Source organism: Pseudoroseomonas cervicalis ATCC 49957, assembly GCF_000164635.1.
In the GTDB taxonomy this organism is placed as follows: domain Bacteria; phylum Pseudomonadota; class Alphaproteobacteria; order Acetobacterales; family Acetobacteraceae; genus Pseudoroseomonas; species Pseudoroseomonas cervicalis.
Genome location: NZ_GG770777.1, coordinates 1,572,183 through 1,592,497, shown reverse-complemented (window position 1 = coordinate 1,592,497; position 20,315 = coordinate 1,572,183). Strand labels below are relative to the sequence as shown.

Here is a 20,315-nt window from a genome sequence, read left to right as displayed (position 1 = left end):
CGGCGGCCAGCCGGCGACCCAGCCCGGCTGACGCTGCCTCCCGCCCCGTCCCGAGGGGCGGGGGCCCATGCCCCGCGCGCGGCCCCGGCATGCTTGCCATGGCCGCGCGGATGGTCCTATCCTCCCACCCATGCGCCGCATTCGGACCATCCGGATCATCATTAGCGGCCCGGCCGCCTGAGCGCCCTGCGGGGGGCAGCGGCCGGGACAAGCCCCGCGCGCCTGCTTCCCTTCCGCTCCGATCCGGAATCTTCATCCCATGTCCGATTGCGCTTCCTTCACGGTGGCCCGCTTCACCGTCCTGGCCGAGGCCTATCCCGGCCTGCTCTCCCGCGTGCTCGAGCCCTTCGCCAAGCGCGACCTGACGCCCGACCGGCTGCGCGCCCAGCGCGAGGGCGAGTATCTGCGCGTCGAGATCGGCCTGGACGCCATGCCGGTCGAGATGCTGCACCTGGTGGCCGGCAATCTGGGCCAGATCGTCGGCGTGCTGCGGGTCGAGGCGATGGAAGGCCGGCATATCCGCCTGGCGGCCTGAGCCCGCGCCCGGTTTGACCGGCCCGGCGGCGGCGCCCTAGAGTGCGCCGCCTGTCCGGGAAGCCCGCATGATCCGCCCTGTCGCCCCGTCCGCCTTTCGCCGGGGCCGCGCATGACCGCCTGGCTCACCCATCCCTGGACCATCCTGGCCTGCGCCATCGTGGCGGAGGTGATCGCCACCTCGGCCCTCAAGGCGTCCGACGGCTTCACCCGGCTGCTGCCCTCCCTGCTGGTGGTGGCGGGCTATGCGGTGGCGTTCTTCTGCCTGTCGCTGACGCTGCGCAGCATGCCGGTCGGCCTGGTCTACGCCCTGTGGTCGGGCATCGGCATCGTGCTGGTCTCGGTCGCCGGGCTGGTGATCTATGGCCAGCGCCTGGACGCGCCGGCGCTGATCGGCATCGCCCTGATCATGGCCGGCGTGCTGGTGATCAATCTTTTCTCCGACTCCCACTGATTTTTTCTGTCAGCTGCCGGTCAGGGCCGGGACGGGAGGGGCCGCACCGGGGCGGTGTGTTTGGGCCCAGGGGTGCGGGGAGGCGGCGCCACCGCGCCGTCAGCGCCCCGGCCGAGTGCAGCGTCCCGCCTGCGAACCCGACAGCGGCAGCCTGACAGAAAAACGGCAGCCTGACAGAATTAAGCCTGCTTGAGTTCGATGAGGCTGCGGCGGATCTTGCGGCCGCGGCGGATGCGGTCCTCGATGAAGCCGGCCTCGCCCCAGCGCACCGCGCGGCCCAGCGCGTGCGCGTCCTCGGAGAAGCGCGCCAGCATTTCCAGCAGCGCCTCGCGGTTGTTCAGGAACACGTCGCGCCACATGTCGACATCGCTGGCGGCGATGCGGGTGAAGTCGCGGAAGCCGGACGCCGCGAATTTCAGCACCTGCTCGCGCGTCTCCTGCGCCAGGTCGTCCGCCGTCGAGCAGATGGTGAAGGCGATCATGTGCGGCAGGTGGGAGACGATGGCGACCACCTTGTCATGCGTCGCCGGGTCCATCGTCTCGATCATGGCGCCGCAGCGGCGCCACAGCTCGGCGATTTTCTCCTGCGCCGCGGCGTCGCCGCCCTCGACCGGCGTCAGGATGACGTAGCGGCCCTGGAACAGCGTGGCGAAGCCGGCATCGGGGCCGGAATGCTCGGTGCCGGCCATCGGGTGGGCGGGCACCAGATGCACGCCCCGCGGCAGCAGCGGCAGCAAATCGCGCAGCACCGAGCCCTTGGTGGAGCCCACATCGCTCAGCACGCCGCCCGGCGACAGATGCGGCGCGATCCGCTCCATCACCGCGCCGAAGCGGCCGACCGGGGTGCAGAGGATGACGCCGTCGCAGCCTTCCACGGCCTTCGCCGGGTCGGTCTCCACCACATCGGCCAGGCCCAGCTCGCGCACCCGCCCGGCCACGGCCTCGCTGGCGTCGCAGGCCACCAGGGTCCCGGCGATGTCGCCGCGCTCGCGCGCCAGCCGCGCCAGGGAGGAGCCGATCAGGCCGAGCCCGACCAGGCAGAGCCGCCGGAAGAGCGGCTCAGCCATGGGCGGCGGCGGGCACGGGGGCGCCGATGGCGTCGATCACCATCTGGCATTCCTCGGCGGTGCCGATGGTGATGCGCAGGCAATGCGGCAGGCCATAGCCGCCCATGCCGCGCACGATCAGCCCGCGCGACTTCAGCGTGGCGTCGGCGGCCTTGGCGCCCTCGGGCGAGCCGAAATCAACGAGCAGAAAATTGGTCTCGCTCGGCCAGACCGTGTGGCCGGCGGCCGTCAGCGCGGCGGCCATGCGGCCGCGCCATTCGGTGTTGTGGGCGACGCACTTCTCGATCCAGCCCGGCTCGGCCAGCGCCGCGACGGCCGCGGCCTGCGAGGCGCTGGCGACGTTGAACGGCCCGCGCACCCGGTTCAGCACGTCGATGATGTCGGCGGGCGCATAGCCCCAGCCCACCCGCATGCCGCCCAGGCCGAAGATCTTGCTGAAGGTGCGCAGCATGATGGTGTTGCCGGCCGCGTCCACCAGCGCCTCGCCGGCATCATAGCCGGGGGCGGTGACGTATTCGGCATAGGCGCTGTCCAGCACCAGCAGCACATCGTCGCGCAGCCCGGCCCGCAGGCGGGCCAGCTCGGCATTCGGCAGCAGCGTGCCGGTCGGGTTGTTCGGGTTGGTCAGGAAGACGATGCGCGTGCGCGGGCCGACAGCCGCCAGGATGCCGTCGATATCGGCCTGCATGCCGCCGCCGGGGGCCGGCACCTCGGCCACCTTCAGCACCCGGGCGCCGGAGGCGCGGCCGGTGATGTCGTACATCATGAAGCCATAGGCCGACATGATGACTTCGGTGCCCTCGCCGGCATAGGCGGTGCAGAGCAGGGTGATCAGCTCGTCCGAGCCATTGCCGCAGATGATCCGCGCCGGGTCGAGGCCGAAGCGCGCGCCGATCGCCTCGCGCAGCTCTTTCGCGTTGCCGTCGGGGTAGCGATGCGCCTCGCGCGCCGCCTCGACGATCGCCGCGATGGCGGCCGGCGGCGGGCCGAAGGCGCCTTCGTTGGAGGAGAGCTTGATGATCCGGTTCACCCCCGGCAGCTTCGACTCGCCGCCGACATAGGGGTCGATCGACAGGATGGAGGGGCGCGGCGGAACGGTCATCGGGTCACTTCTTCCGGCTCGGGCTCGGCATAGGCGCCAAGGATCTGCAGGCGGGGGAAGGGCAGGCCAGCCAGGCGGGGGTCGCCCTCCTCGAGCAGCCCCTCCACCTCGGCCAGCGCCATCGGGTTGGGCAGGTCGCGGCGCATCACCCAGCGCGGCGGCAGGCCGGCGCCGGCCAGCAGCGCGGTGATGCGGGCGCGCGACATCTCGGGCTCGGGCTCGATGCGCAGCAGGCTGCGGTCGCGGCCAGTGGCATCCGCCATCAGCGGCGCCACGGCGAAGGCCGCCGGCTCCTGCTCCCGCCCCGACAGGAAGGGCAGGGCGGCGACGATGCGCAGCCGCGGCGTGTCGAGCTGCGTCCACCAGGCGAGCTCCGGCCGCTCCCCCTCCTGCGGCGCCGGCAGCACGGCGACGGCGGCCTCGCCATTGGCGACGCTGGCCAGCACGCGGGAATGCGTCGGGTGCAGCTTCAGCGGCGTCAGCAGGCCGAAATGCTCGCGCGCCAGCCGGGCGATCAGGTCGGCCCCGGCCTCGCCCTGCGGGCCGGATTGCGCGGCCACGGTGAAATGGCCCTGCTGCGCCAGCGAGGCGGCGATGATCTCCCGCCACAGCCGGATGATGGCCGGGCGGGCCAGCGCGCCCCGGTTGCGGGCCAGCAGGCGGCGCAGGATCAGCGCCTCCCGCCCCGGGCGGAAGGTGGGCGCGCCGCCCTTCACCCGCTGCGACGCCATCTGGGCGACCAGATCGGCCCGGCGCATCAGCAGGTCGTGCAGCGCGTCGTCGATCCGGTCGATCTCGGCGCGCAGGGTGGCCAGGTCAGGGGGAGGGAGGTCGGGCATGGTGTCGGGCCAGCAATAAAGCGGCACGGCGCCGCCGCCAAGCCACCCCGGCGCCGCCTGGGCCCCGCCCGGCGCGGCGGCGGTGGATTTGTGGCGCCGGCGCGCCTATTCCTGGCCGCCCGATGCGAGGCCCCCTGAGCGAGGCGAAGCCCCCGTGCCCTTGAACGAGCCCCTCCCGACCGCCGAGCTGGAACACCAGCGCGCGCATTTCCCGGATGGCCTGGCGCTGGATTGCGGCGCCGTGGTCGCGCCGCTGGATGTCGCCTACCGCACCTATGGCGCGCTGAACGCGGCGCGCAGCAACGCCGTGCTGGTCTGCCACGCCCTGACCGGCGACCAGTACCTGGCCGAGCGCCACCCCGTCACCGGCCGCCCCGGCTGGTGGGAGGCGGTGGTCGGCCCCGGCAAGCCGATCGACACCGACCGGTTTTTCGTCATCTGCGCCAACGTGCTGGGCGGCTGCATGGGCAGCACCGGCCCGCGCGCGCCGCGCCCCGAGGCGCCCCCGGGCGAGCTCTGGGGCACCGATTTCCCCAACATCACCATCCGCGACATGGTGCGCGCCCAGCACAAGCTGGTGCGCGAGCATCTGGGGGTGGAGCGGCTGCTGGCGGTGGTCGGCGGCTCGATGGGCGGCATGCAGGCGCTCGAATGGGCGGCGACCTATCCCGAGATGGTGCATGCCTGCGCGCCCATCGCGACCGCCACCCATCACAGCGCCCAGAACATCGCCTTCCACGAGGTCGGCCGCGCCGCCATCCATTCCGACCCCGACTGGCGGGGCGGGCGCTACTGGGCCGAGCCGGGGCTGGTGCCGGCCAAGGGCCTGTCGGTGGCGCGCATGGTGGCGCACATCACCTATCTCTCCGAGGAGGCGCTGACCCGGAAATTCGGCCGCCGCCTGCGCGGCGCCCCGGCGCTGACCTTCCTGGAGGACGTGTTCGAGGTGGAGAGCTATCTGCGCCACCAGGGCAGCAGCTTCACCCGCCGCTTCGACGCCAATTCCTACCTGACCATCACCCGCGCCATGGATTACTTCGACCTGGCGGCGGAGCATGGCGGCGATCTGGCGGCGGCCTTCCGCGGCACGGCGACGCGCTTCTTCGTCGCCAGCTTCTCCTCCGACTGGCTGTTCCCGACCGAGGAAAGCCGCACCCTGGTGCGGGCGCTGAACGCGGCGGCGGCCAACACCTCCTTCGTCGAGATCACCTCGGACAAGGGACACGACGCCTTCCTGCTCGACGAGCCGGAGTTCCATGCGGCGCTGGGCGGCTTCCTGCGCGGCGCGGCCAGTCGTTTGAAGATATAGAATCTTCTTTTTCTGAAGAAAAAGAAGCAAAAAGACTTTTTTTCAGTTGGCGTCCCGCTTCCGGCCTGAGGCGGGACGCCAAACTGGCAAAAGTTTTTTGGTTCTTTTTTTCAAAAAAGAACTCTTTCTCTCTGCTGGTATGCCTGCGCCTGCTGCAACGCAGCATCCAGCTTTCATGCCACGACATCAGGCCGCCGCGACCTAAAATTGCCGCTCTCACCGGCGCGGCGCAATCTTCCGCCGCGCCCCGACGATGGCGGTGCCGATGACCCAACCGAGCGTGACCTCCTCCTCCCCCGGCCTGACGCGGCAGGACATCCGCACCCTCGTCCTCGCCTCGCTCGGCGGCGCGCTGGAATTCTACGACTTCATCATCTTCGTCTTCTTCGCCGCCGCCATCAGCCACCTGTTCTTCCCGCCCGACATGCCGGAATGGCTGCAGACGGCGCAGACCTTCGGCATCTTCGCCGCCGGCTACCTGGCGCGGCCGCTGGGCGGCATGGTCATGGCGCATTTCGGCGACAAGCTCGGCCGCAAGCGCATGTTCACCTTCTCCATCTTCCTGATGGCGGTGCCGACCCTGCTGATCGGCCTGACGCCCACCTATGAGACCATCGGCTATGCCGCGCCGATCCTGCTGCTGCTGTTCCGCGTCATGCAGGGCGCGGCGATCGGCGGCGAGGCGCCGGGCGCCTGGGTCTTCGTGGCCGAGCATGTGCCGCCGCACCGCGTGGGCCTGGCCGTCGGCCTGCTGACCGGCGGGCTGACGGGCGGCATCCTGCTCGGCTCGCTGATGGCCACCGCCATCAACCTGGCCTTCACCCCGGCCGAGGTGTCCGGCTACGCTTGGCGCATTCCCTTCCTGCTGGGCGGGGTGTTCGGCCTGCTGGCCATGTATCTGCGCCGCTTCCTGCACGAGACGCCGATCTTCGAGGAGATGCGCCGCCGCGCCGAGCTGGTGCGCGAGCTGCCGATCAAGCAGGTGCTGCACGGCCATGGCCGCGCCGTGCTGGTCTCCATGCTGCTGACCTGGATGCTGACCGCCGGCATCGTCGTGCTGATCCTGATGACGCCGCCGCTGATGCAGAAGCTGCACGCCATCCCGGCGACGCAGACGCTGGTGGCCAGCATCGCCGCCACCCTGACGCTGACGCTCTCGGCCATGCTGACCGGCGCGGCGCTGGACCGCTTCGGCGCCCGGCCGGTGGCGCTGCTGGGCGGGCCGGCGCTGGTCCTGGCCGCCTATGCGCTGTGGATCGGCACCGCCGCCAACCCGGCCCTGCTGCTGCCGCTGCACGCCCTGGCGGGGGCGGCGGTCGGGCTCATCACCATCGTGCCCTATGTGATGGTGCAGTCCTTCCCGGCCGCCATCCGCTTCAGCGGCATCTCCTTCTCCTACAACATGGCCTATGCGGTGTTCGGCGGCATCACGCCCCCGGCCGTGTCGCTGATGCTGGCGGTGGACCACCTGGCGCCGGCGCATTACGTGGCGGCGGTGGCGCTGGTGGGCCTGGCCACCGTGCTGGCGCAATCGGCCCGGCTGCGCCGGCCCCTGGCCGCCCAGCCGGCCTGAATCCCCAAGCAACGCCTTCGGCGGCGCGGCATGACTATGCTAAGCGCCGCCGCATGGCCCGTCTTCCTCCCCCCGAGACCAGCAAAGCCCTGATCGCCCGGCTGTGGCGGCACTATGTGCGCCACCACCGGGGGGGGATCGCGCTCGCCCTGTTCTGCACCGCGGCGCTGGCGGGCTTCACCGCCCTCTACCCGCTGGTCATCCAGCAGGCCTTCGACCTGTTCACCGCCGGCGACACCCGCATCGTCTGGCTGGTGCCGCCCGCCATCATCCTGATCACCGCGCTGAAATCCCTGGCGCAATACGGCCAGGCCGTGTCCGTCCAGGCGGTGGTGCTGCGGGTGATCGAGGCGCTGCAGAACGACCTGTTCCGCGCGCTCACCCGCGCCGACTACGCGACCGTGGCGCAGGAGGCGCCGGCCCGCCACGCCGCCCGCTTCACCGCCGACGCCCAGGCCATCCGCGAGGCGCTGACCAAGGCCATCAACGCGCTGGCCGATGGCCTCACCGTGGTCGGGCTGGTCGCCGCCATGGTCTGGCTGGACTGGCATATGAGCCTGATCCTGCTGGTGCTCTACCCGCTGGCCGTGGTGCCGGTGACCAAGCTCGGCAAGCGCATCCGCCGCGCCTCGGGCGGCATGCAGGAGCGGGTGGGGGAGGCAGCGGCGATGCTGACCGAGAGCTTCTCCGCCGCCCGGGTGGTGCGCAGCTACGGGCTGGAGCGGCAGGAGGAGGCGCGCGCCGCCCGCGCCTTCGCCGCCCTGCGCGAATCGCTCTACGCCATCGCCCGCACGCGCGCCAAGCTGGACCCGATCCTGGAGGCGCTGGGCGGCCTCGCCGTCGCCGGCGTGCTGGCCTTTGTCGGCTGGAAGGTCAGCAGCGGCCTCGGCACGGTGGGCGAGTTCACCGGCTTCATCTCCGCCCTGCTGCTGGCGACGCGGCCGATGCGGGCACTGGGCTCGCTCAACGCCTCGCTGCAGGAAGGCTTCGGCGGGCTGATCCGCGTCTTCGGCGTGATGGACCGCCACACCAGCATCGCCACCCCGCCCGGCGCGCCCGCCCTGCCGGACGGGCCGGGGCGGCTGGCCTTCGAGCATGTCGGCTTCCGCTATCCGGGCCTCGACCAGGCGGCGCTCGAGGATCTTTCTTTCCGTGCCGAGCCGGGACAGACCGTGGCGCTGGTCGGGCCGTCGGGGGCGGGCAAATCCACGGCCCTCGCCCTGCTGCCGCGGCTCTACGACCCGACCGCCGGGCGCATCACCCTCGATGGCGCCGAGATCCGCGAGGTTTCTCTGGAAAGCCTGCGCGCCGCCATCGCCTATGTCGGCCAGGATGCGGTGATCTTCGACGACAGCGCGCTGGCCAACATCGCCTGCGGCCATCCCGGCGCCGACCGCGCGGCGGTGGAGGCGGCGGCGCGCGCGGCGGCCGCGCATGACTTCATCGCCGCCCTGCCGGGTGGCTATGACACGGTGCTCGGCCCCTCGGGCTCGCGCCTGTCGGGCGGGCAGCGGCAGCGCATCGCGCTGGCCCGCGCCCTGCTGCGCAACCCGCGCGTGCTGCTGCTGGACGAGGCGACCAGCGCGCTGGACGCCGAGAACGAGGCGGCGATCGGCCGCGCGCTGGAGCATCTGCGCCAGGGCCGCACCACGCTGGTGGTGGCGCACCGCCTGGCCACCGTCTACGCCGCCGACCAGATCGTGGTGATGCAGGAGGGCCGCGTGGTGGAGCAGGGGCGGCATGCCGCGCTGATGGCGCGCGACGGGCTCTATGCCCGCATGGTGCGCACCCAGGCCTTCGCGCTGGATTGAGCGCCCGCCCGGCGAGCGGGTGTTCATTGCCGGAACGATTTGAGAGTAATTCTTATTAACAACGTGGCGTGGACCTCCTAGAAGGCTGCAATTCGTTCTCAGTTGCTTCCGAGGCCCCATGACCACCGATCCTGGCTTCCGGCGATCCTCTCGCCGCGCTCTGCTGCTCTCCGCCACCGCGCTGGTGCTGTTCACCCTGCCGGCGGCGGCCCAGAACGCGACCCAGGGTGCCGCGGCCAGCGGCGCGGTGGCGCTGCCCGAGCTGTCGGTGACCGGCCGGGCCGAGCGCGCGCTGGAGCCGGTGCAGGGCTTCGTCGCCCGGCAGAGCATCTCCGGCAGCAAGACCGACACCCCGATCCTCGAGGTGCCGCAGTCGCTCTCGGTGATCACCCGCGATTCGCTCGATGCCCGGCAGGCGCAGACGCTGGAGCAGGCCATGGCCTACAGCGCCGGCGTGCAGGCCGGCATGTACGGCAATTCCGGCCGCTATGACTGGTTCCGCATCCGCGGCTTCGACGCGCACACCAACGGCATCTACCTCGACGGGCTGCGCTTCAACCTCGGCGCCCTGACCAGCAAGTACGAACCCTACGGGCTGGAGCGGCTGGAGGTGCTGCGCGGCCCGGCCTCGGTGCTGTTCGGCCAGAACGAGCCGGGCGGCATGGTCAACATGGTCTCCCGCCGCCCGACCCAGACGGCGCAGGGCGAGGTGCGGCTCTCCGCCGGCACCAATGACCGCAAGCAGGCCGAGTTCACCACCAGCGGCCCGCTCGATGCCGCGGGCGAGTGGTCCTACAGCCTGACCGGCGTGCTGCGCGACGCCAATGTGCAGAGCGGCCACGGCAAGGACGACCGCACCTACATCGCCCCCGCCCTGACCTGGCGGCCGAGCGACAGCACGCGCATCACCTTCCTCGCGCACTACCAGCGCGACCTGACGCATGGCGACGAGTTCCTGCCCTACACCGGCACGGTGACGCGCTCCGCCTTCGGCCGGGTGCCGACGAGCATCTTCAGCGGCGAGCCGGATCTCGACCACTACAACCGCACCGTCTGGGCGCTGGGCTACGAGTTCGAGCACCGCTTCGACGAGGTGTTCAGCGTCCGCCAGAACCTGCGCTACACCAAGGTCGATTATGACTGGTACCAGACCTACGGCCTCGGCCTGGTGGCCGGCAGCCAGCGGCTGCTGAACCGCTACGCCTACCAGTCGGTGGTCGAGGGTTCCTCGATCGCGGTGGACAACCAGCTGGAGGCGCGCTTCACCACCGGGCCGCTGCGCCACACCGTGCTCGCCGGCCTCGACTACAGCCGCACCCTCTATGGCGCGCGCAACAGCGGCGCCCTGACCTCGCCGCTCGACCTCTACCGCCCGGTCTATGCCGGCCGTGGCCCGGCCCTCTCCACCCTGGCCGACACCATGACGACGACCGACATGGTCGGCGTCTACCTGCAGGACCAGATCCGCTTCGGCGAGCGCTGGGTCGCCACTGTCGGGATGCGCCAGGACTGGTATGACCAGGATGTGCGCAACCGCCGCAGCGGCGGCCTGTCCAGCAGCGATGGCGACGCCTTCACCTGGCGCGCCGGCCTGACCTACCAGGCGCCGGGCGGCCTCGCCCCCTATGTCAGCTACGCCGAATCCTTCATGCCCGAGACCGGCGTGAACTTCTATGGCGAGGCCTACAAGCCCACCACCGGCCGCCAGTACGAGATCGGCGTGAAGTACCAGCCGCCGGGCGCCAACAGCTTCGCCCAGCTCGCGCTGTTCGACCTGACCAAGCAGAATGTCCGCGGCACCGACCCGGCCAACCCGCTGAACTCGGTGCAGACCGGCGAGATCCGCGTGCGCGGCGTCGAGCTGGAGGCGGTGGCCAACCTGCTGCCCGGCCTGAACCTGCTCGGCTCGCTCACCTGGTGGGACGCGGAGATCACCCGCAGCACCAACGCCGCCACCCGCGGCAACCGGCCGAACGGCGTGCCCGAGTGGCTGGCCTCGCTCTACGCCCAGTACAGCTTCGAGGGCGCCACCGGCCCGATCAGCGGCCTGACCATCGGCGGCGGCGTGCGCTATGTCGGCCGCAGCCCGGTGGGCGACGCCCACCTGGCCAGCGCCGTGCCCGCCTTCACCCTGTTCGACGCCGCGATCAGCTACGACCTCTCCAAGCTCGGCACCACCTTCAATGGCTTCGAGGCCCAGGTGAACGCCCGCAACCTGGAGGACAAGCGCTACGTCGCCAGCTGCGGCAGCCTCGCCTCCTGCTTCTACGGCGAAGGCCGCAGCGTCATCGGCACCCTCGCCTACCGCTGGTAGTTTTTTTCGGCTGCCGGTCAGGGCCGGGAGGGGAGGGATGCCTCCTCAAGCCTTGGGCCTGGGCCCGGGGGAGCGAGACGGAACGGGGAAGGGGGGAGGCCAAGGGCCTCCCCCCTTCCGCGTTTGGGCTCGCGGCCGATGGGAGTGGGGCAAGGGACACGGCCCTGACGCGGGCCGGCCCGCGCGCCGGAACGCCGAAAGAAGGCCAGGGGCCTCCCTGCTTGCGTCCGGGGCCGCGCCTCGCCATACCGCGCGCATGGCGCAGGATCTCTCCACCCCGGCCGGCCGCCGCGCGGCCTGGCTGAACAGCCTGTTCGTCGACCATGCCGTGCTGCGGCTGGGCTGGCGCAACTGGGGCGTGGTGGCGCCGGGGCGGCTCTACCGCTCCAACCACCCGAGCCCCTGGCAGCTGCGCCGCGCGGCGCGAACCCTCGGCCTGCGCAGCATCATCAATTTGCGCGGCCACCGCGAGAGCTGCGGCTCCGACGCGCTGGGCCGCGCCATGGCGGCGGAGCTGGGGCTGAGCCATGTCGACGCGCCGCTGGAAAGCCGTGGCGCGCCGCACAAGGACCGGCTGCTGCGCCTGGCCGGGATCTTCCGCGACCTGCCCGGGCCGGTGCTGATCCACTGCAAATCGGGGGCCGACCGCACCGGCCTCGCCGCCGGGGTCTGGCTGCTGCTGCAGGGGCGGCCGGTGGAGGAGGCGATGCGCCAGCTCTCCTGGCGGCACGGCCATGTCTCGGCCAGCAAGACCGGCATCCTGGATGCCTTCTTCCGCGACTACGCCGCCTTCCAGAAGGCGAACGGGCCGAAGCCCTTCCTCGACTGGCTGCGCGAGGATTACGACGAGGACCGGCTGCGCCAGTCCTTCCGCAGCCGCGCCTGGGCCGACCGGCTGGTGGACGGCATCCTGCGCCGCGAATAGGCCGCGCCGCCGCCCCGGAACGGGCGGCGGCGCGCGCCCGGCGCCTCAGTCGGCGCGGGCGCCGGAGGCCCGCACGGCGGCCTGCCACATCGGCCGCTCCGCCTTGCCGCGCGCGATGGCGTCCTCCGGTGTCGACCAGAGCGGCGTGCCGCCCGCCTGCATGAAGCGCTGCTTCAGCGCCTCATCCGCCGTGATCTCGCGCAGCGCCGCGTTCATCCGGTCGATGATCGGGCGCGGCGTGGCGGCCGGCGCCACGAAGGCGCCCCAGGAGGTGATGACGAAATCCTCCATCCCCGCCTCGGCCATGGTCGGCACGTCGGGCAGGCTCGGCCAGCGCTGCGCGCTGGTGACCGCCAGCGCCCGCATCCGCCCCTCCTGGATCACCGGCACGTAGGAGGCGAGGTTGTCGATGGCGAAGGTGACATCGCCCGACAGCATCGCCGGGATGGTCTGCGCCGCGCCGCGGAAGGGCACATGCGTCGCGTCCAGCTGCAGCCGGTTGCGGAAGATCTCGCCCGAGAGATGCGGCGTGGTGCCGACGCCGGGCGAGCCGAAGGAGGCGCCGTTCGGCCGCTGCCGCACCCAGGCGATGAAGTCCTTCAGGTTGGTCGCCGGCACGTGCTGGCTGGAGACCACCACGACATTGGGGAATTCCCAGGTCAGCGCCACCGGGATGAAGTCGCGGTCGATGTCCCAGGGCATGCGGCTGTAGAGATACTGGTTGATCGAGAAATGCCCGATCGTCGCCGCGCCGAAGGTGTAGCCATCGGGCGCCGCCTTGGCGACCGCGTCCATGCCGATATTGCCGCCGGCGCCGGGCCGGTTCTCGACGATGAAGTTCTGCCCCAGCTTCTGTTGCAGCCGGTCGGCCAGGATGCGGGTCAGCAGGTCGGTCGAGCCGGCCGGCGGATAGGGCACGATGAAGCGCACCGGGCGGTCCGGCCAGGAGGACTGGGCGCGGGCCAGGCCGGGCAGCAGGGCGGGGGCGGCCAGAGCGGGGGCGGCCAGGGCGGCGCCCAGCAGGGCGCGGCGGGTGGTCATGCGATTCCTCCATCTTTTTTAATTATGGAGAAAGCATGCCCGAGCCCCCGGCGCCGCGCCAGCCCACCCGCGCCAGCCGGCGGGGCGGCTAGGGCCAGCGCACCTCGGGCGGCATCGACATCAGGATCGCCTCGGTGTTGCCGCCGGTCTTGAGGCCGAACAGCGTGCCGCGGTCGTGCAGCAGGTTGAACTCGACATAGCGGCCGCGGCGGACCAGCTGGTGCTCGCGCTCCGCCTCGGTCCAGCTCTCGCCCATGCGGCGGCGGATGATGGCGGGATAGGCGGCGAGGAAGGCCTCGCCCACATCGCGGGTGAAGGCGAAGTGGCCGTCCAGCCGCTCGCCCTCCGGCTCGTCGCGGCCCAGCCAGTCATAGAAGATGCCGCCCAGGCCGCGCGGCTCGTTGCGGTGCGGCAGGAAGAAATACTCGTCGCACCAGGCCTTGAAGCGCGGATAGTAGGCCGGGTCGTGGCGCTCGCAGGCGGCCTGGAAGGCGGCGTGGAAGGCGGCGCCATCGGCCAGCGACTCGGGCGAATCCATCGTCATGGGCGTCAGGTCGCCGCCGCCGCCGAACCAGGCGCGGCGGGTGACGATGAAGCGCGTGTTCATGTGCGCCGCCGGCACCCGGGGGGAGCGCATATGGGCGACCAGCGAGACGCCGGTGGCCAGGAAGCGCGGATCCTCCTCGGCGCCCGGGATCTGCTTGCGGAATTCCGGGCTGAACTCGCCCCAGACGGTGGAGACATTGACCCCCACCTTCTCGAACACCCGGCCGCGCATCACCGACATGACGCCGCCGCCGCCGCCCGGCCGCTCCCAGGCGGTGCGGGCGAAGCGGCCGGCGGGCAGGGCGCCGTGCGGGCCGCCCTGGAGGGCGTCCTCGATCGCCTCGAACTCGGCGCAGAGCCGGTCGCGCAGCGACTCGAACCAGGCGCGGGCGGGGCCGGCCAGGCGGTGCTGCGGCGCGGCGTCGGTCGATGCGGGGGCGGCGGTCTCGGGCATGGCGGCACCTGCTGGCGGAGGGGCGGGGGTCAGGCGCTAGCCCGGCCGCCGCGCGGCCGCAACCGGGGAAGGGCGCGGCGCGACTGTGGCGCAACCGTACCGCCCGCGGGCGGAAGTCACATCGCGGGCCCCTGCGGCGATTGCCACCCCGCTGGCGCTGCCCTTATATGGCGCCGGCGCATGGCGTTGCAGCGCGGCTTCGCGCATGCCCTGTGCCTCCGCATCCGCGGACAGGATCAGCGGTCGGCCCGCCTGCCAGGACTCCGGGGCGGCCGCCAGAAGGGACGATGAGGCATGGCCGATACGCTTGCGCCGAGCAGCTCCCCCCATGCGGGACATACCCCGGGGGGCGGTGACCATGGGCCCGAGGGGACCAAACGCGACTTCCTGAAACTGGTGGCGGGCTCCTTCGCGGCGGTCGGCGTGGGTGCCATCGTCTGGCCGTTCATCCACTCGATGAACCCGGCCAAGGACGTGCTGGCGCTGGCCAGCACCGATGTGCCGCTGTCGCACATCGCCGAGGGCCAGGCGGTCACCGTCATGTGGCGCGGCAAGCCCGTCTTCGTCCGCCACCGCACGGCGAACGAGATCCAGGAGGCCGAATCCGTGCCGCTGGGCGAGCTGCGCGACCCGCAGCCGGACAGCGCGCGCGTGCAGCGCAAGCCCTGGCTCGTGGTGCTGGGCGTCTGCACCCATCTCGGCTGCGTGCCGCTCGGCCAGAAGCCGACCGACGCGCGCGGCGATTTCGGCGGCTGGTTCTGCCCCTGCCACGGCAGCCACTACGACACTTCGGGCCGCATCCGCCGGGGCCCGGCGCCGACCAACCTTGCGGTGCCGGAGTACAACTTCACCTCCGACACCCAGATCCGCATCGGCTGAGGACCGCACCCCATGGCATCCGGCCTTCACGACAGCAGTTTCACGAACCCGGTGGTGCGCTGGATCGACCAGCGCATGCCGGTCTTCACCATGATGCAGAAGGAGTACGGGACCTTCCCGACTCCCCGGAATTTCAACTACTTCTGGAATTTCGGCGCGCTGGCCATGATCAACCTGATGATCATGATCGCCACCGGCATCTTCCTGGCGATGAACTACACCGCGCACACCAGCCTGGCCTTTGACAGCGTCGAGCGCATCATGCGCGACGTGAACTATGGCTGGCTGATCCGCTACGTGCACATGAACGGCGCCTCGATGTTCTTCATCGTGGTCCTCGTGCATGTCTGGCGCGGCATGTACTACGGCTCCTACAAGGCGCCGCGCGAGCTGCTCTGGATGCTCGGCGTCGTCATCTTCCTGCTGATGATGGCCACCGCCTTCATGGGCTACGTGCTGCCCTGGGGCCAGATGTCCTTCTGGGGCGCCACCGTCATCACCAACCTGTTCTCGGCGATCCCGCTGGTGGGCGATGCCATCGTGACGCTGCTCTGGGGCGGCTTCTCGGTCGACAACCCGACGCTGAACCGCTTCTTCAGCCTGCACTACCTGCTGCCCTTCGTGATCTTCGGCGTGGTGTTCCTGCACGTGGCCGCGCTGCACATCACCGGCTCGAACAACCCGCTGGGCATCGAGCCCAAGGGCCCGCAGGACACGCTGCCGTTCCATCCGTACTACACGATGAAGGACAGCGTCGGCATCGTCGTCTACTTCATCGTCTTCGCCTTCCTGGTGTTCTTCGCGCCGAACTACCTCGGCCACCCGGACAACTACATCCCGGCCAACCCGCTGGTGACGCCCGCGTATATCGTGCCGGAATGGTACTTCCTGCCGTTCTACGCGATCCTCCGCGCGGTGCCGAACAAGCTCGGCGGCGTGCTGATGATGTTCGGCTCGATCGCCATCCTGTTCGTGCTGCCCTGGCTCGACCGCTCGCCGGTGCGCTCCATGCGCTTCCGCCCGATCGCCAAGTGGGCCTTCCTGCTGTGGACGGTGAACTTCTTCGTCCTGATGTGGGCGGGCGGCATGCCGGCCGAGGGCATCTATGTCGCGATCGCCCGCCTCAGCACCGCCTACTACTTCGCCTATTTCCTGGTGATCCTGCCGCTGCTGGCCAAGGTCGAGAAGCCGCTGCCGCTGCCGGAGAGCATCGCCCAGGCCGTGCTGCGTGGCGGCGGCCCCCTGCCCGGCGCCGCCGCGGCCAAGCCGATGGAGAAGGCGTGATGCCTGTTCGCACCCTCAAAGCGGCGGCCCTGGCGGCCGCCCTGTCCCTCGGGCTGATGGCGCCCCCCCCCGCCCAGGCGGCGGGGGAGCATATCGAGATCCCGAACACCCGCTTCTCCTTCGACGGGCTGTTCGGCACCTTCGACCGCGGCGAGCTGCAGCGCGGCTTCCAGGTCTACAAGGAGGTCTGCTCGGCCTGCCACGCCATGCACCTGCTCTCCTACCGCAACCTGCGGGAGATCGGGCTGTCGGAGGCCGAGGTGGCGGCGATCGCCGCCTCCTACCAGATCCAGGACGGGCCGAACGACAATGGCGAGATGTTCGAGCGCCCCGGCCGCGCCTCGGACCGCTTCCGCCGCCCCTTCGCCAATGACGCGGCGGCGCGCGCCGCCAACAACGGCGCCCTGCCGCCCGACCTGTCGGTGATCACCAAGGCCCGCCATGGCGGCGCCGACTACATCCATGCCCTGCTGGTGGGCTATGAGGATCCGCCGCCCGCCGGCGTGACCGTCATGGAGGGCATGCACTACAACAAGTATTTCCCGGGCCACCAGATCGCCATGGCGCCGCCGATCAACTCGGACGGCCAGGTGCAGTATGCCGACGGCACCCGCGCCACGGTCGACCAGATGTCCCGCGACGTCTCCGCCTTCCTCGCCTGGGCGGCGGAGCCGGAGCTGGAGACCCGCCGCGCCATGGGCGTGCGCGTCATCCTGTTCCTCATCATCCTGGGCGGGCTGACCTACGCGGTGAAGCGGAAGGTCTGGGCCGACGTCCACTGAGCCCTGGCCACCAGGTCAGGACCGATGCAGGGCCGCCCCTCGGGGCGGCCCTTTTTCATGTCCGGCCGTTTTCCTGTAAGGGGGCGGCCATCCTTCCTCTCTTCCCGTCCCGGGGGTGACCTGCATGAGCGAGACCATCGAACCCGTCATCGGCCTGATCGGCGGTTCCGGCCTCTACGACATCGACGGCCTCGAGGACCGCACGTGGAAGCGGGTCGAGAGCCCCTGGGGCGAGGCCTCGGACGAGCTGCTGTTCGGCCGGCTGGCCGGGGTGAAATGCGTCTTCCTGCCGCGCCATGGCCGCGGCCACCGGGTGCCGCCCTCGGCGCTGAACTACCGCGCCAACATCGACGTGCTGAAGCGCGCCGGGGTGACCGAGATCCTCTCCCTCTCCGCCGTCGGCTCGCTGAATGGCGACCTGCCGCCGGGGCATTTCGTCATCGTCGACCAGTTCATCGACCGCACCTTCGCCCGCCAGAAGAGCTTCTTCGAGACGGGGTGCGTGGCGCATGTCTCGGTGGCGCACCCGGTCTGCCCGCGCCTCGGCGACGTGGCGGAGACGGCGGCGCGCCAGATCGGCCTGAAGCACAAGCGCGGCGGCACCTATCTGGTGATGGAAGGCCCGCAATTCTCCACCAAGGCGGAGAGCGAGCTGTACCGCGCCTGGGGCTGCGACGTGATCGGCATGACCAACATGCCGGAGGCCAAGCTCGCCCGCGAGGCGGAGCTCTGCTACGCGACCATCGCCATGGTCACCGATTTCGATTGCTGGCACCCCGACCATGACGCGGTGACGGTGGATGCGGTGGTCAAGGTGATGCACGCCAATGCCGACCGCGCCAAGGCGCTGGTCAAGGCCATGGTGCCGATGCTGGGCGCGCCGCGCGGCGCCTGCCCGGCGGGCTGCGACCGGGCGCTGGAATACGCCATCGTCACGCCGAAGGAGATGCGCGACCCGGCGCTGGTGGCCAAGCTCGACGCCGTGGCCGGCCGCGTCATCCACCGCTGAGCGGCGGGGGCGGGGGCGGGGGGGCTGCCTCCGCCGCGGTTCCGCCGAAGCCGAAGCGCGCGGCCCCCTCCCAGGGGCCGCCGCGATAATGCCAGAGGCAGAGTGCCTCGCCCCTGCCGGACCAGGGGGTGAAATCCCGTTGCAGCGCCGCCAGCAGGCCGCGCGCCGCCTCGGGCGTCACCTTGTTCTGCACCGTCACATGTGGGCGGAAGCCCTGCGCGTCCTGCGGCGTCAGCCAGGGGCGCCAATCCCGCGCCAGTTCTTCTCTCAGGGCCATCAGGGCTGTGCTCTCCACCGTGTAGGCGGTGCCGCGGCCCAGGCTGCGCAGCCCGGCGAAGCGCAGCGCCGGCGGCGGGGTTCTGGCTGTCAGCGCCGCCAGCCTGTCCTCCACCGCCGCCCGCTCCGCCCCCGGCAGGGCGTGGAACAGCGTCAGATGCACGGAAAGGAAATTGCGCTCGGGCGGGAAATGGGCGCGGCGCAGCGCCTCCAGCCGGGCGAAGCTCGGCGTGTCCAGCGCCAGGGTCAGGATCAGCGGGGCGGCGTCGCTCATGCGCGGAGGATGGGGTGGAACGCCGGCGGCGCCAGGGGATGTATCCGTGCTTCAATCGGCGCCGGGCGCACCCTAATATGGGGGGATGGCCGCTCCGTCCCCCCTCGCGCCGCATGGCGCCGATCCCGCCTTCGCCGACCTGATCGCCGCCCGCCCGGCGCTGTCGCTGCACGCCCATGACGGGCTGCTGATGGAGGAGGTGCCGCTCGCCCGCATCGCGCGGGAGGTGGGGACCCCCACCTGGGTCTATTCGGCGAACACGCTGCGCCGCCGCTACCGCGCGCTGCGCGACGCGCTGCGGGGTGCCGGGCTCGATGCCAGCATCCACTACGCCACCAAGGCCAATGACAACCAGGCGGTGCTGCGGGTGCTGGGCGCCGAGGGCGCCGGCGCCGACATCGTCAGCATGGGCGAGCTGCGCGCCACCATGGCCGCCGGCATCCCGGCCGGGGCGACGGTGTTCTCCGGCGTCGGCAAGAAGCCGGAGGAGATTCGCTTCGCCCTGGCGCAGGGCATCTTCCAGCTGAACGCGGAGAGCGTGGAGGAGATCGACATGATCGCCGCCATCGCCGCCGAGCTGGGGGTGCGGGCGCCGGTGGCGCTGCGCGTCAACCCGGATGTGGACGCCAAGACCCACGCCAAGATCACCACGGGCAAGGCCGAGAACAAGTTCGGCATCGCCTATGAGGACGCGCTGCCGCTCTATGCCCGCATGGCGGCGCTGCCCGCGATCCGCCCGATCGGCATCGCCACCCATATCGGCAGCCAGATCACCGAGGGGGTGGCGCCCTTCCGCGCCGCCTATGCGCGGCTGGCCGAGATGGTGCGGGCGATCCGCGCCCAGGGCCTGCCGATCGAGCGGGTCGATTGCGGCGGCGGCCTCGGCATCCCCTATCGCGACGAGGTGGCGCCGCCGCCCGAGGCGCTGGCCGGCGCCATCCAGGCGACGCTGGGCGGGCTCGGCCTGCCGGTGATGCTGGAGCCGGGGCGCTGGATCGCCGGCCCCGCCGGCGTGCTGCTGGCCTCCATCGTGCTGCAGAAGCAGGGGCGCGGCCGCCGCTTCCTGGTGGCGGACGCCGCCATGAACGATCTGGTCCGCCCGGCCATGTACGAGGCCTGGCACGGCATCCTGCCGCTCGACCCGAAGCGCCACGCGGCGCCGCTGGCCCCGGCCGATATCGTCGGGCCCGTCTGCGAGAGCGGCGACACCTTCGCCCGCGGCCGCGCCATGCCCGACATGGCTCCCGGCGATTTCATCGCGTTTTTAGATGCCGGTGCCTATGGTGCGGTGATGAGCAGCACATACAACGCCCGCCCGCTGGCGGCCGAGGTGCTGGTGGACGGCCACCGCCACGCCGTCGTGCGCCCCCGGCAGACGCCCGAGGACCTGCTGGCGCATCAGCGCCTGCCGGAGTGGCTGACCGCATGACCGACCCGCGCGACCCGCTGGCCCGTCGCCTCTCGCGCGGGCGGCGGCTCGCGCGCTGGGCGCTGGGGTGGGAGGCCCTGTGGCCCCGCCTCTGGCCCGTGCTCGGCCTGGCCGGGCTGTTCCTGCTGCTGGCGCTCTCCGGCGTCGTGGCGCTGCTGCCGCCCTGGCTGCATCTTGTCCTGTTGGCCGGTTTCGCGGCCGCCATCGGCGTTGCCGCCTGGCGCGGCTTTCGCGGCTTCGCCTGGCCGGGCGACGCGGCGGCCGAGCGCCGCATCGAGGCCGCCTCCGGCCTGAAGCACCGGCCGCTCTCCACCCTGCGTGACCATGCCGTCTCCGAGGATCCGGCGACGCTGGCGCTGTGGCGCGCGCATCAGGCGCGGGTGCTGGCCGGCCTCGCCCGGCTGCGGGTGGGC

At 71.4% G+C, this 20,315-nt stretch carries 19 protein-coding genes; 13 read left to right on the top strand and 6 right to left on the bottom strand.

The genetic code is table 11. The features are described from left to right. Positions 1 to 259: 259 nt before the first annotated feature. Positions 260 to 535 carry a hypothetical protein gene (locus tag HMPREF0731_RS06855; protein WP_007003331.1) on the top strand — a complete coding sequence of 92 codons (276 nt, stop codon included), beginning with the start codon at positions 260 to 262 and terminating at the stop codon, positions 533 to 535. 111 nt (positions 536 to 646) lie between these two features. After that, entirely contained in the window at positions 647 to 988 is a 342-nt protein-coding gene (locus HMPREF0731_RS06850) for a DMT family transporter (protein WP_007003330.1), read from the top strand. A 179-nt stretch (positions 989 to 1,167) separates the two neighbouring features. On the opposite strand, the gene HMPREF0731_RS06845 is transcribed toward HMPREF0731_RS06850, so the two are convergent. From HMPREF0731_RS06845 to HMPREF0731_RS06835, 3 genes are read right to left on the bottom strand one after another with little or no spacing between them, the layout of a single operon-like run. After that, entirely contained in the window at positions 1,168 to 2,055 is an 888-nt protein-coding gene (locus HMPREF0731_RS06845) for a prephenate/arogenate dehydrogenase family protein (protein ID WP_007003329.1), read from the bottom strand. Then, positions 2,048 to 3,157, bottom strand: coding sequence for a histidinol-phosphate transaminase (gene hisC, locus HMPREF0731_RS06840; protein WP_007003328.1), 1,110 nt, complete (start codon positions 3,155 to 3,157; stop codon positions 2,048 to 2,050). The genes HMPREF0731_RS06845 and hisC overlap by 8 nt, the downstream gene beginning before the upstream one ends. After that, positions 3,154 to 4,023: a chorismate mutase gene (locus HMPREF0731_RS06835; protein ID WP_007003327.1), complete on the bottom strand. Its 870-nt coding sequence runs from the start codon at positions 4,021 to 4,023 to the stop codon at positions 3,154 to 3,156. The genes hisC and HMPREF0731_RS06835 overlap by 4 nt, the downstream gene beginning before the upstream one ends. 133 nt (positions 4,024 to 4,156) lie before the next feature. Here HMPREF0731_RS06835 and metX point away from each other — a divergent pair, with 133 nt between their 5' ends. From metX to HMPREF0731_RS06810, 5 genes are all read left to right on the top strand, one after another. After that, positions 4,157 to 5,305, top strand: coding sequence for a homoserine O-acetyltransferase MetX (gene metX, locus HMPREF0731_RS06830; RefSeq protein WP_040611996.1), 1,149 nt, complete (start codon positions 4,157 to 4,159; stop codon positions 5,303 to 5,305). Between the two features lie 265 nt (positions 5,306 to 5,570). Beyond that, a complete protein-coding gene (locus tag HMPREF0731_RS06825) occupies positions 5,571 to 6,878 on the top strand; it encodes an MFS transporter (RefSeq protein ID WP_040611994.1) in 1,308 nt (435 codons plus the stop codon). A gap of 53 nt (positions 6,879 to 6,931) precedes the next feature. Further along, complete coding sequence (locus HMPREF0731_RS06820) at positions 6,932 to 8,689, top strand: ABC transporter ATP-binding protein (RefSeq protein WP_007003324.1); 1,758 nt, start codon at positions 6,932 to 6,934, stop codon at positions 8,687 to 8,689. A 118-nt stretch (positions 8,690 to 8,807) separates the two neighbouring features. Then, complete coding sequence (locus tag HMPREF0731_RS06815) at positions 8,808 to 11,003, top strand: TonB-dependent siderophore receptor (RefSeq protein WP_007003323.1); 2,196 nt, start codon at positions 8,808 to 8,810, stop codon at positions 11,001 to 11,003. 256 nt (positions 11,004 to 11,259) lie between these two features. Beyond that, positions 11,260 to 11,928 (top strand): dual specificity protein phosphatase family protein, encoded by a 669-nt coding sequence (locus HMPREF0731_RS06810; RefSeq protein WP_007003322.1) that lies wholly within the window; start codon positions 11,260 to 11,262, stop codon positions 11,926 to 11,928. A gap of 45 nt (positions 11,929 to 11,973) precedes the next feature. Here HMPREF0731_RS06810 and HMPREF0731_RS06805 read toward each other — a convergent pair whose 3' ends face one another. After that, a complete protein-coding gene (locus HMPREF0731_RS06805) occupies positions 11,974 to 12,969 on the bottom strand; it encodes a Bug family tripartite tricarboxylate transporter substrate binding protein (protein WP_007003321.1) in 996 nt (331 codons plus the stop codon). An 88-nt stretch (positions 12,970 to 13,057) separates the two neighbouring features. Continuing rightward, positions 13,058 to 13,969 carry an oxygen-dependent coproporphyrinogen oxidase gene (gene hemF / locus HMPREF0731_RS06800; RefSeq protein ID WP_007003320.1) on the bottom strand — a complete coding sequence of 304 codons (912 nt, stop codon included), beginning with the start codon at positions 13,967 to 13,969 and terminating at the stop codon, positions 13,058 to 13,060. Between the two features lie 294 nt (positions 13,970 to 14,263). On the opposite strand from hemF, the gene petA reads away from it, so the two are divergent. The 4 genes from petA (at position 14,264) to HMPREF0731_RS06780 (ending at position 17,923) form a co-directional block, all read left to right on the top strand. Beyond that, positions 14,264 to 14,848, top strand: coding sequence for a ubiquinol-cytochrome c reductase iron-sulfur subunit (gene petA / locus HMPREF0731_RS06795; RefSeq protein ID WP_007003319.1), 585 nt, complete (start codon positions 14,264 to 14,266; stop codon positions 14,846 to 14,848). 12 nt (positions 14,849 to 14,860) lie between these two features. After that, the gene (locus HMPREF0731_RS06790) at positions 14,861 to 16,132 is read left to right on the top strand and encodes a cytochrome b (RefSeq protein WP_007003318.1); all 1,272 of its coding nucleotides are present in this window, start codon (positions 14,861 to 14,863) and stop codon (positions 16,130 to 16,132) included. Beyond that, positions 16,132 to 16,914, top strand: a complete 783-nt coding sequence (locus HMPREF0731_RS06785) for a cytochrome c1 (protein ID WP_040611992.1) — start codon at positions 16,132 to 16,134, stop codon at positions 16,912 to 16,914. The genes HMPREF0731_RS06790 and HMPREF0731_RS06785 overlap by 1 nt, the downstream gene beginning before the upstream one ends. Before the next feature lie 124 nt (positions 16,915 to 17,038). After that, positions 17,039 to 17,923, top strand: a complete 885-nt coding sequence (locus HMPREF0731_RS06780) for an S-methyl-5'-thioadenosine phosphorylase (RefSeq protein WP_007003316.1) — start codon at positions 17,039 to 17,041, stop codon at positions 17,921 to 17,923. Here HMPREF0731_RS06780 and HMPREF0731_RS06775 read toward each other — a convergent pair. Next, positions 17,910 to 18,473, bottom strand: a complete 564-nt coding sequence (locus tag HMPREF0731_RS06775) for a 2'-5' RNA ligase family protein (protein ID WP_007003315.1) — start codon at positions 18,471 to 18,473, stop codon at positions 17,910 to 17,912. The two genes, HMPREF0731_RS06780 and HMPREF0731_RS06775, sit on opposite strands and share 14 nt — an antisense overlap. 85 nt (positions 18,474 to 18,558) lie before the next feature. Here HMPREF0731_RS06775 and lysA point away from each other — a divergent pair, with 85 nt between their 5' ends. Continuing rightward, positions 18,559 to 19,902, top strand: coding sequence for a diaminopimelate decarboxylase (gene lysA, locus HMPREF0731_RS06770; RefSeq protein ID WP_007003314.1), 1,344 nt, complete (start codon positions 18,559 to 18,561; stop codon positions 19,900 to 19,902). Next, positions 19,899 to 20,315, top strand: a 417-nt coding sequence (locus HMPREF0731_RS06765) for a DUF4175 family protein (RefSeq protein WP_007003313.1), incomplete at its 3' end; no start/stop codon positions are given. The genes lysA and HMPREF0731_RS06765, both read left to right, overlap by 4 nt.

What these genes read in the sequence shown, in the direction of transcription:
- HMPREF0731_RS06855 (WP_007003331.1), top strand. Translation starts at nt 260, where the DNA reads ATGTCCGATTGCGCTTCCTTCACGGTGGCCCGCTTCACCGTCCTGGCC.
- HMPREF0731_RS06850 (WP_007003330.1), top strand. Translation starts at nt 647, where the DNA reads ATGACCGCCTGGCTCACCCATCCCTGGACCATCCTGGCCTGCGCCATC.
- HMPREF0731_RS06845 (WP_007003329.1), bottom strand. Translation starts at nt 2,055, where the DNA reads ATGGCTGAGCCGCTCTTCCGGCGGCTCTGCCTGGTCGGGCTCGGCCTG.
- hisC (WP_007003328.1), bottom strand. Translation starts at nt 3,157, where the DNA reads ATGACCGTTCCGCCGCGCCCCTCCATCCTGTCGATCGACCCCTATGTC.
- HMPREF0731_RS06825 (WP_040611994.1), top strand. Translation starts at nt 5,571, where the DNA reads ATGACCCAACCGAGCGTGACCTCCTCCTCCCCCGGCCTGACGCGGCAG.
- HMPREF0731_RS06820 (WP_007003324.1), top strand. Translation starts at nt 6,932, where the DNA reads ATGGCCCGTCTTCCTCCCCCCGAGACCAGCAAAGCCCTGATCGCCCGG.
- HMPREF0731_RS06815 (WP_007003323.1), top strand. Translation starts at nt 8,808, where the DNA reads ATGACCACCGATCCTGGCTTCCGGCGATCCTCTCGCCGCGCTCTGCTG.
- HMPREF0731_RS06810 (WP_007003322.1), top strand. Translation starts at nt 11,260, where the DNA reads ATGGCGCAGGATCTCTCCACCCCGGCCGGCCGCCGCGCGGCCTGGCTG.
- HMPREF0731_RS06805 (WP_007003321.1), bottom strand. Translation starts at nt 12,969, where the DNA reads ATGACCACCCGCCGCGCCCTGCTGGGCGCCGCCCTGGCCGCCCCCGCT.
- hemF (WP_007003320.1), bottom strand. Translation starts at nt 13,969, where the DNA reads ATGCCCGAGACCGCCGCCCCCGCATCGACCGACGCCGCGCCGCAGCAC.
- petA (WP_007003319.1), top strand. Translation starts at nt 14,264, where the DNA reads ATGGCCGATACGCTTGCGCCGAGCAGCTCCCCCCATGCGGGACATACC.
- HMPREF0731_RS06790 (WP_007003318.1), top strand. Translation starts at nt 14,861, where the DNA reads ATGGCATCCGGCCTTCACGACAGCAGTTTCACGAACCCGGTGGTGCGC.
- HMPREF0731_RS06785 (WP_040611992.1), top strand. Translation starts at nt 16,132, where the DNA reads ATGCCTGTTCGCACCCTCAAAGCGGCGGCCCTGGCGGCCGCCCTGTCC.
- HMPREF0731_RS06780 (WP_007003316.1), top strand. Translation starts at nt 17,039, where the DNA reads ATGAGCGAGACCATCGAACCCGTCATCGGCCTGATCGGCGGTTCCGGC.
- HMPREF0731_RS06775 (WP_007003315.1), bottom strand. Translation starts at nt 18,473, where the DNA reads ATGAGCGACGCCGCCCCGCTGATCCTGACCCTGGCGCTGGACACGCCG.
- lysA (WP_007003314.1), top strand. Translation starts at nt 18,559, where the DNA reads ATGGCCGCTCCGTCCCCCCTCGCGCCGCATGGCGCCGATCCCGCCTTC.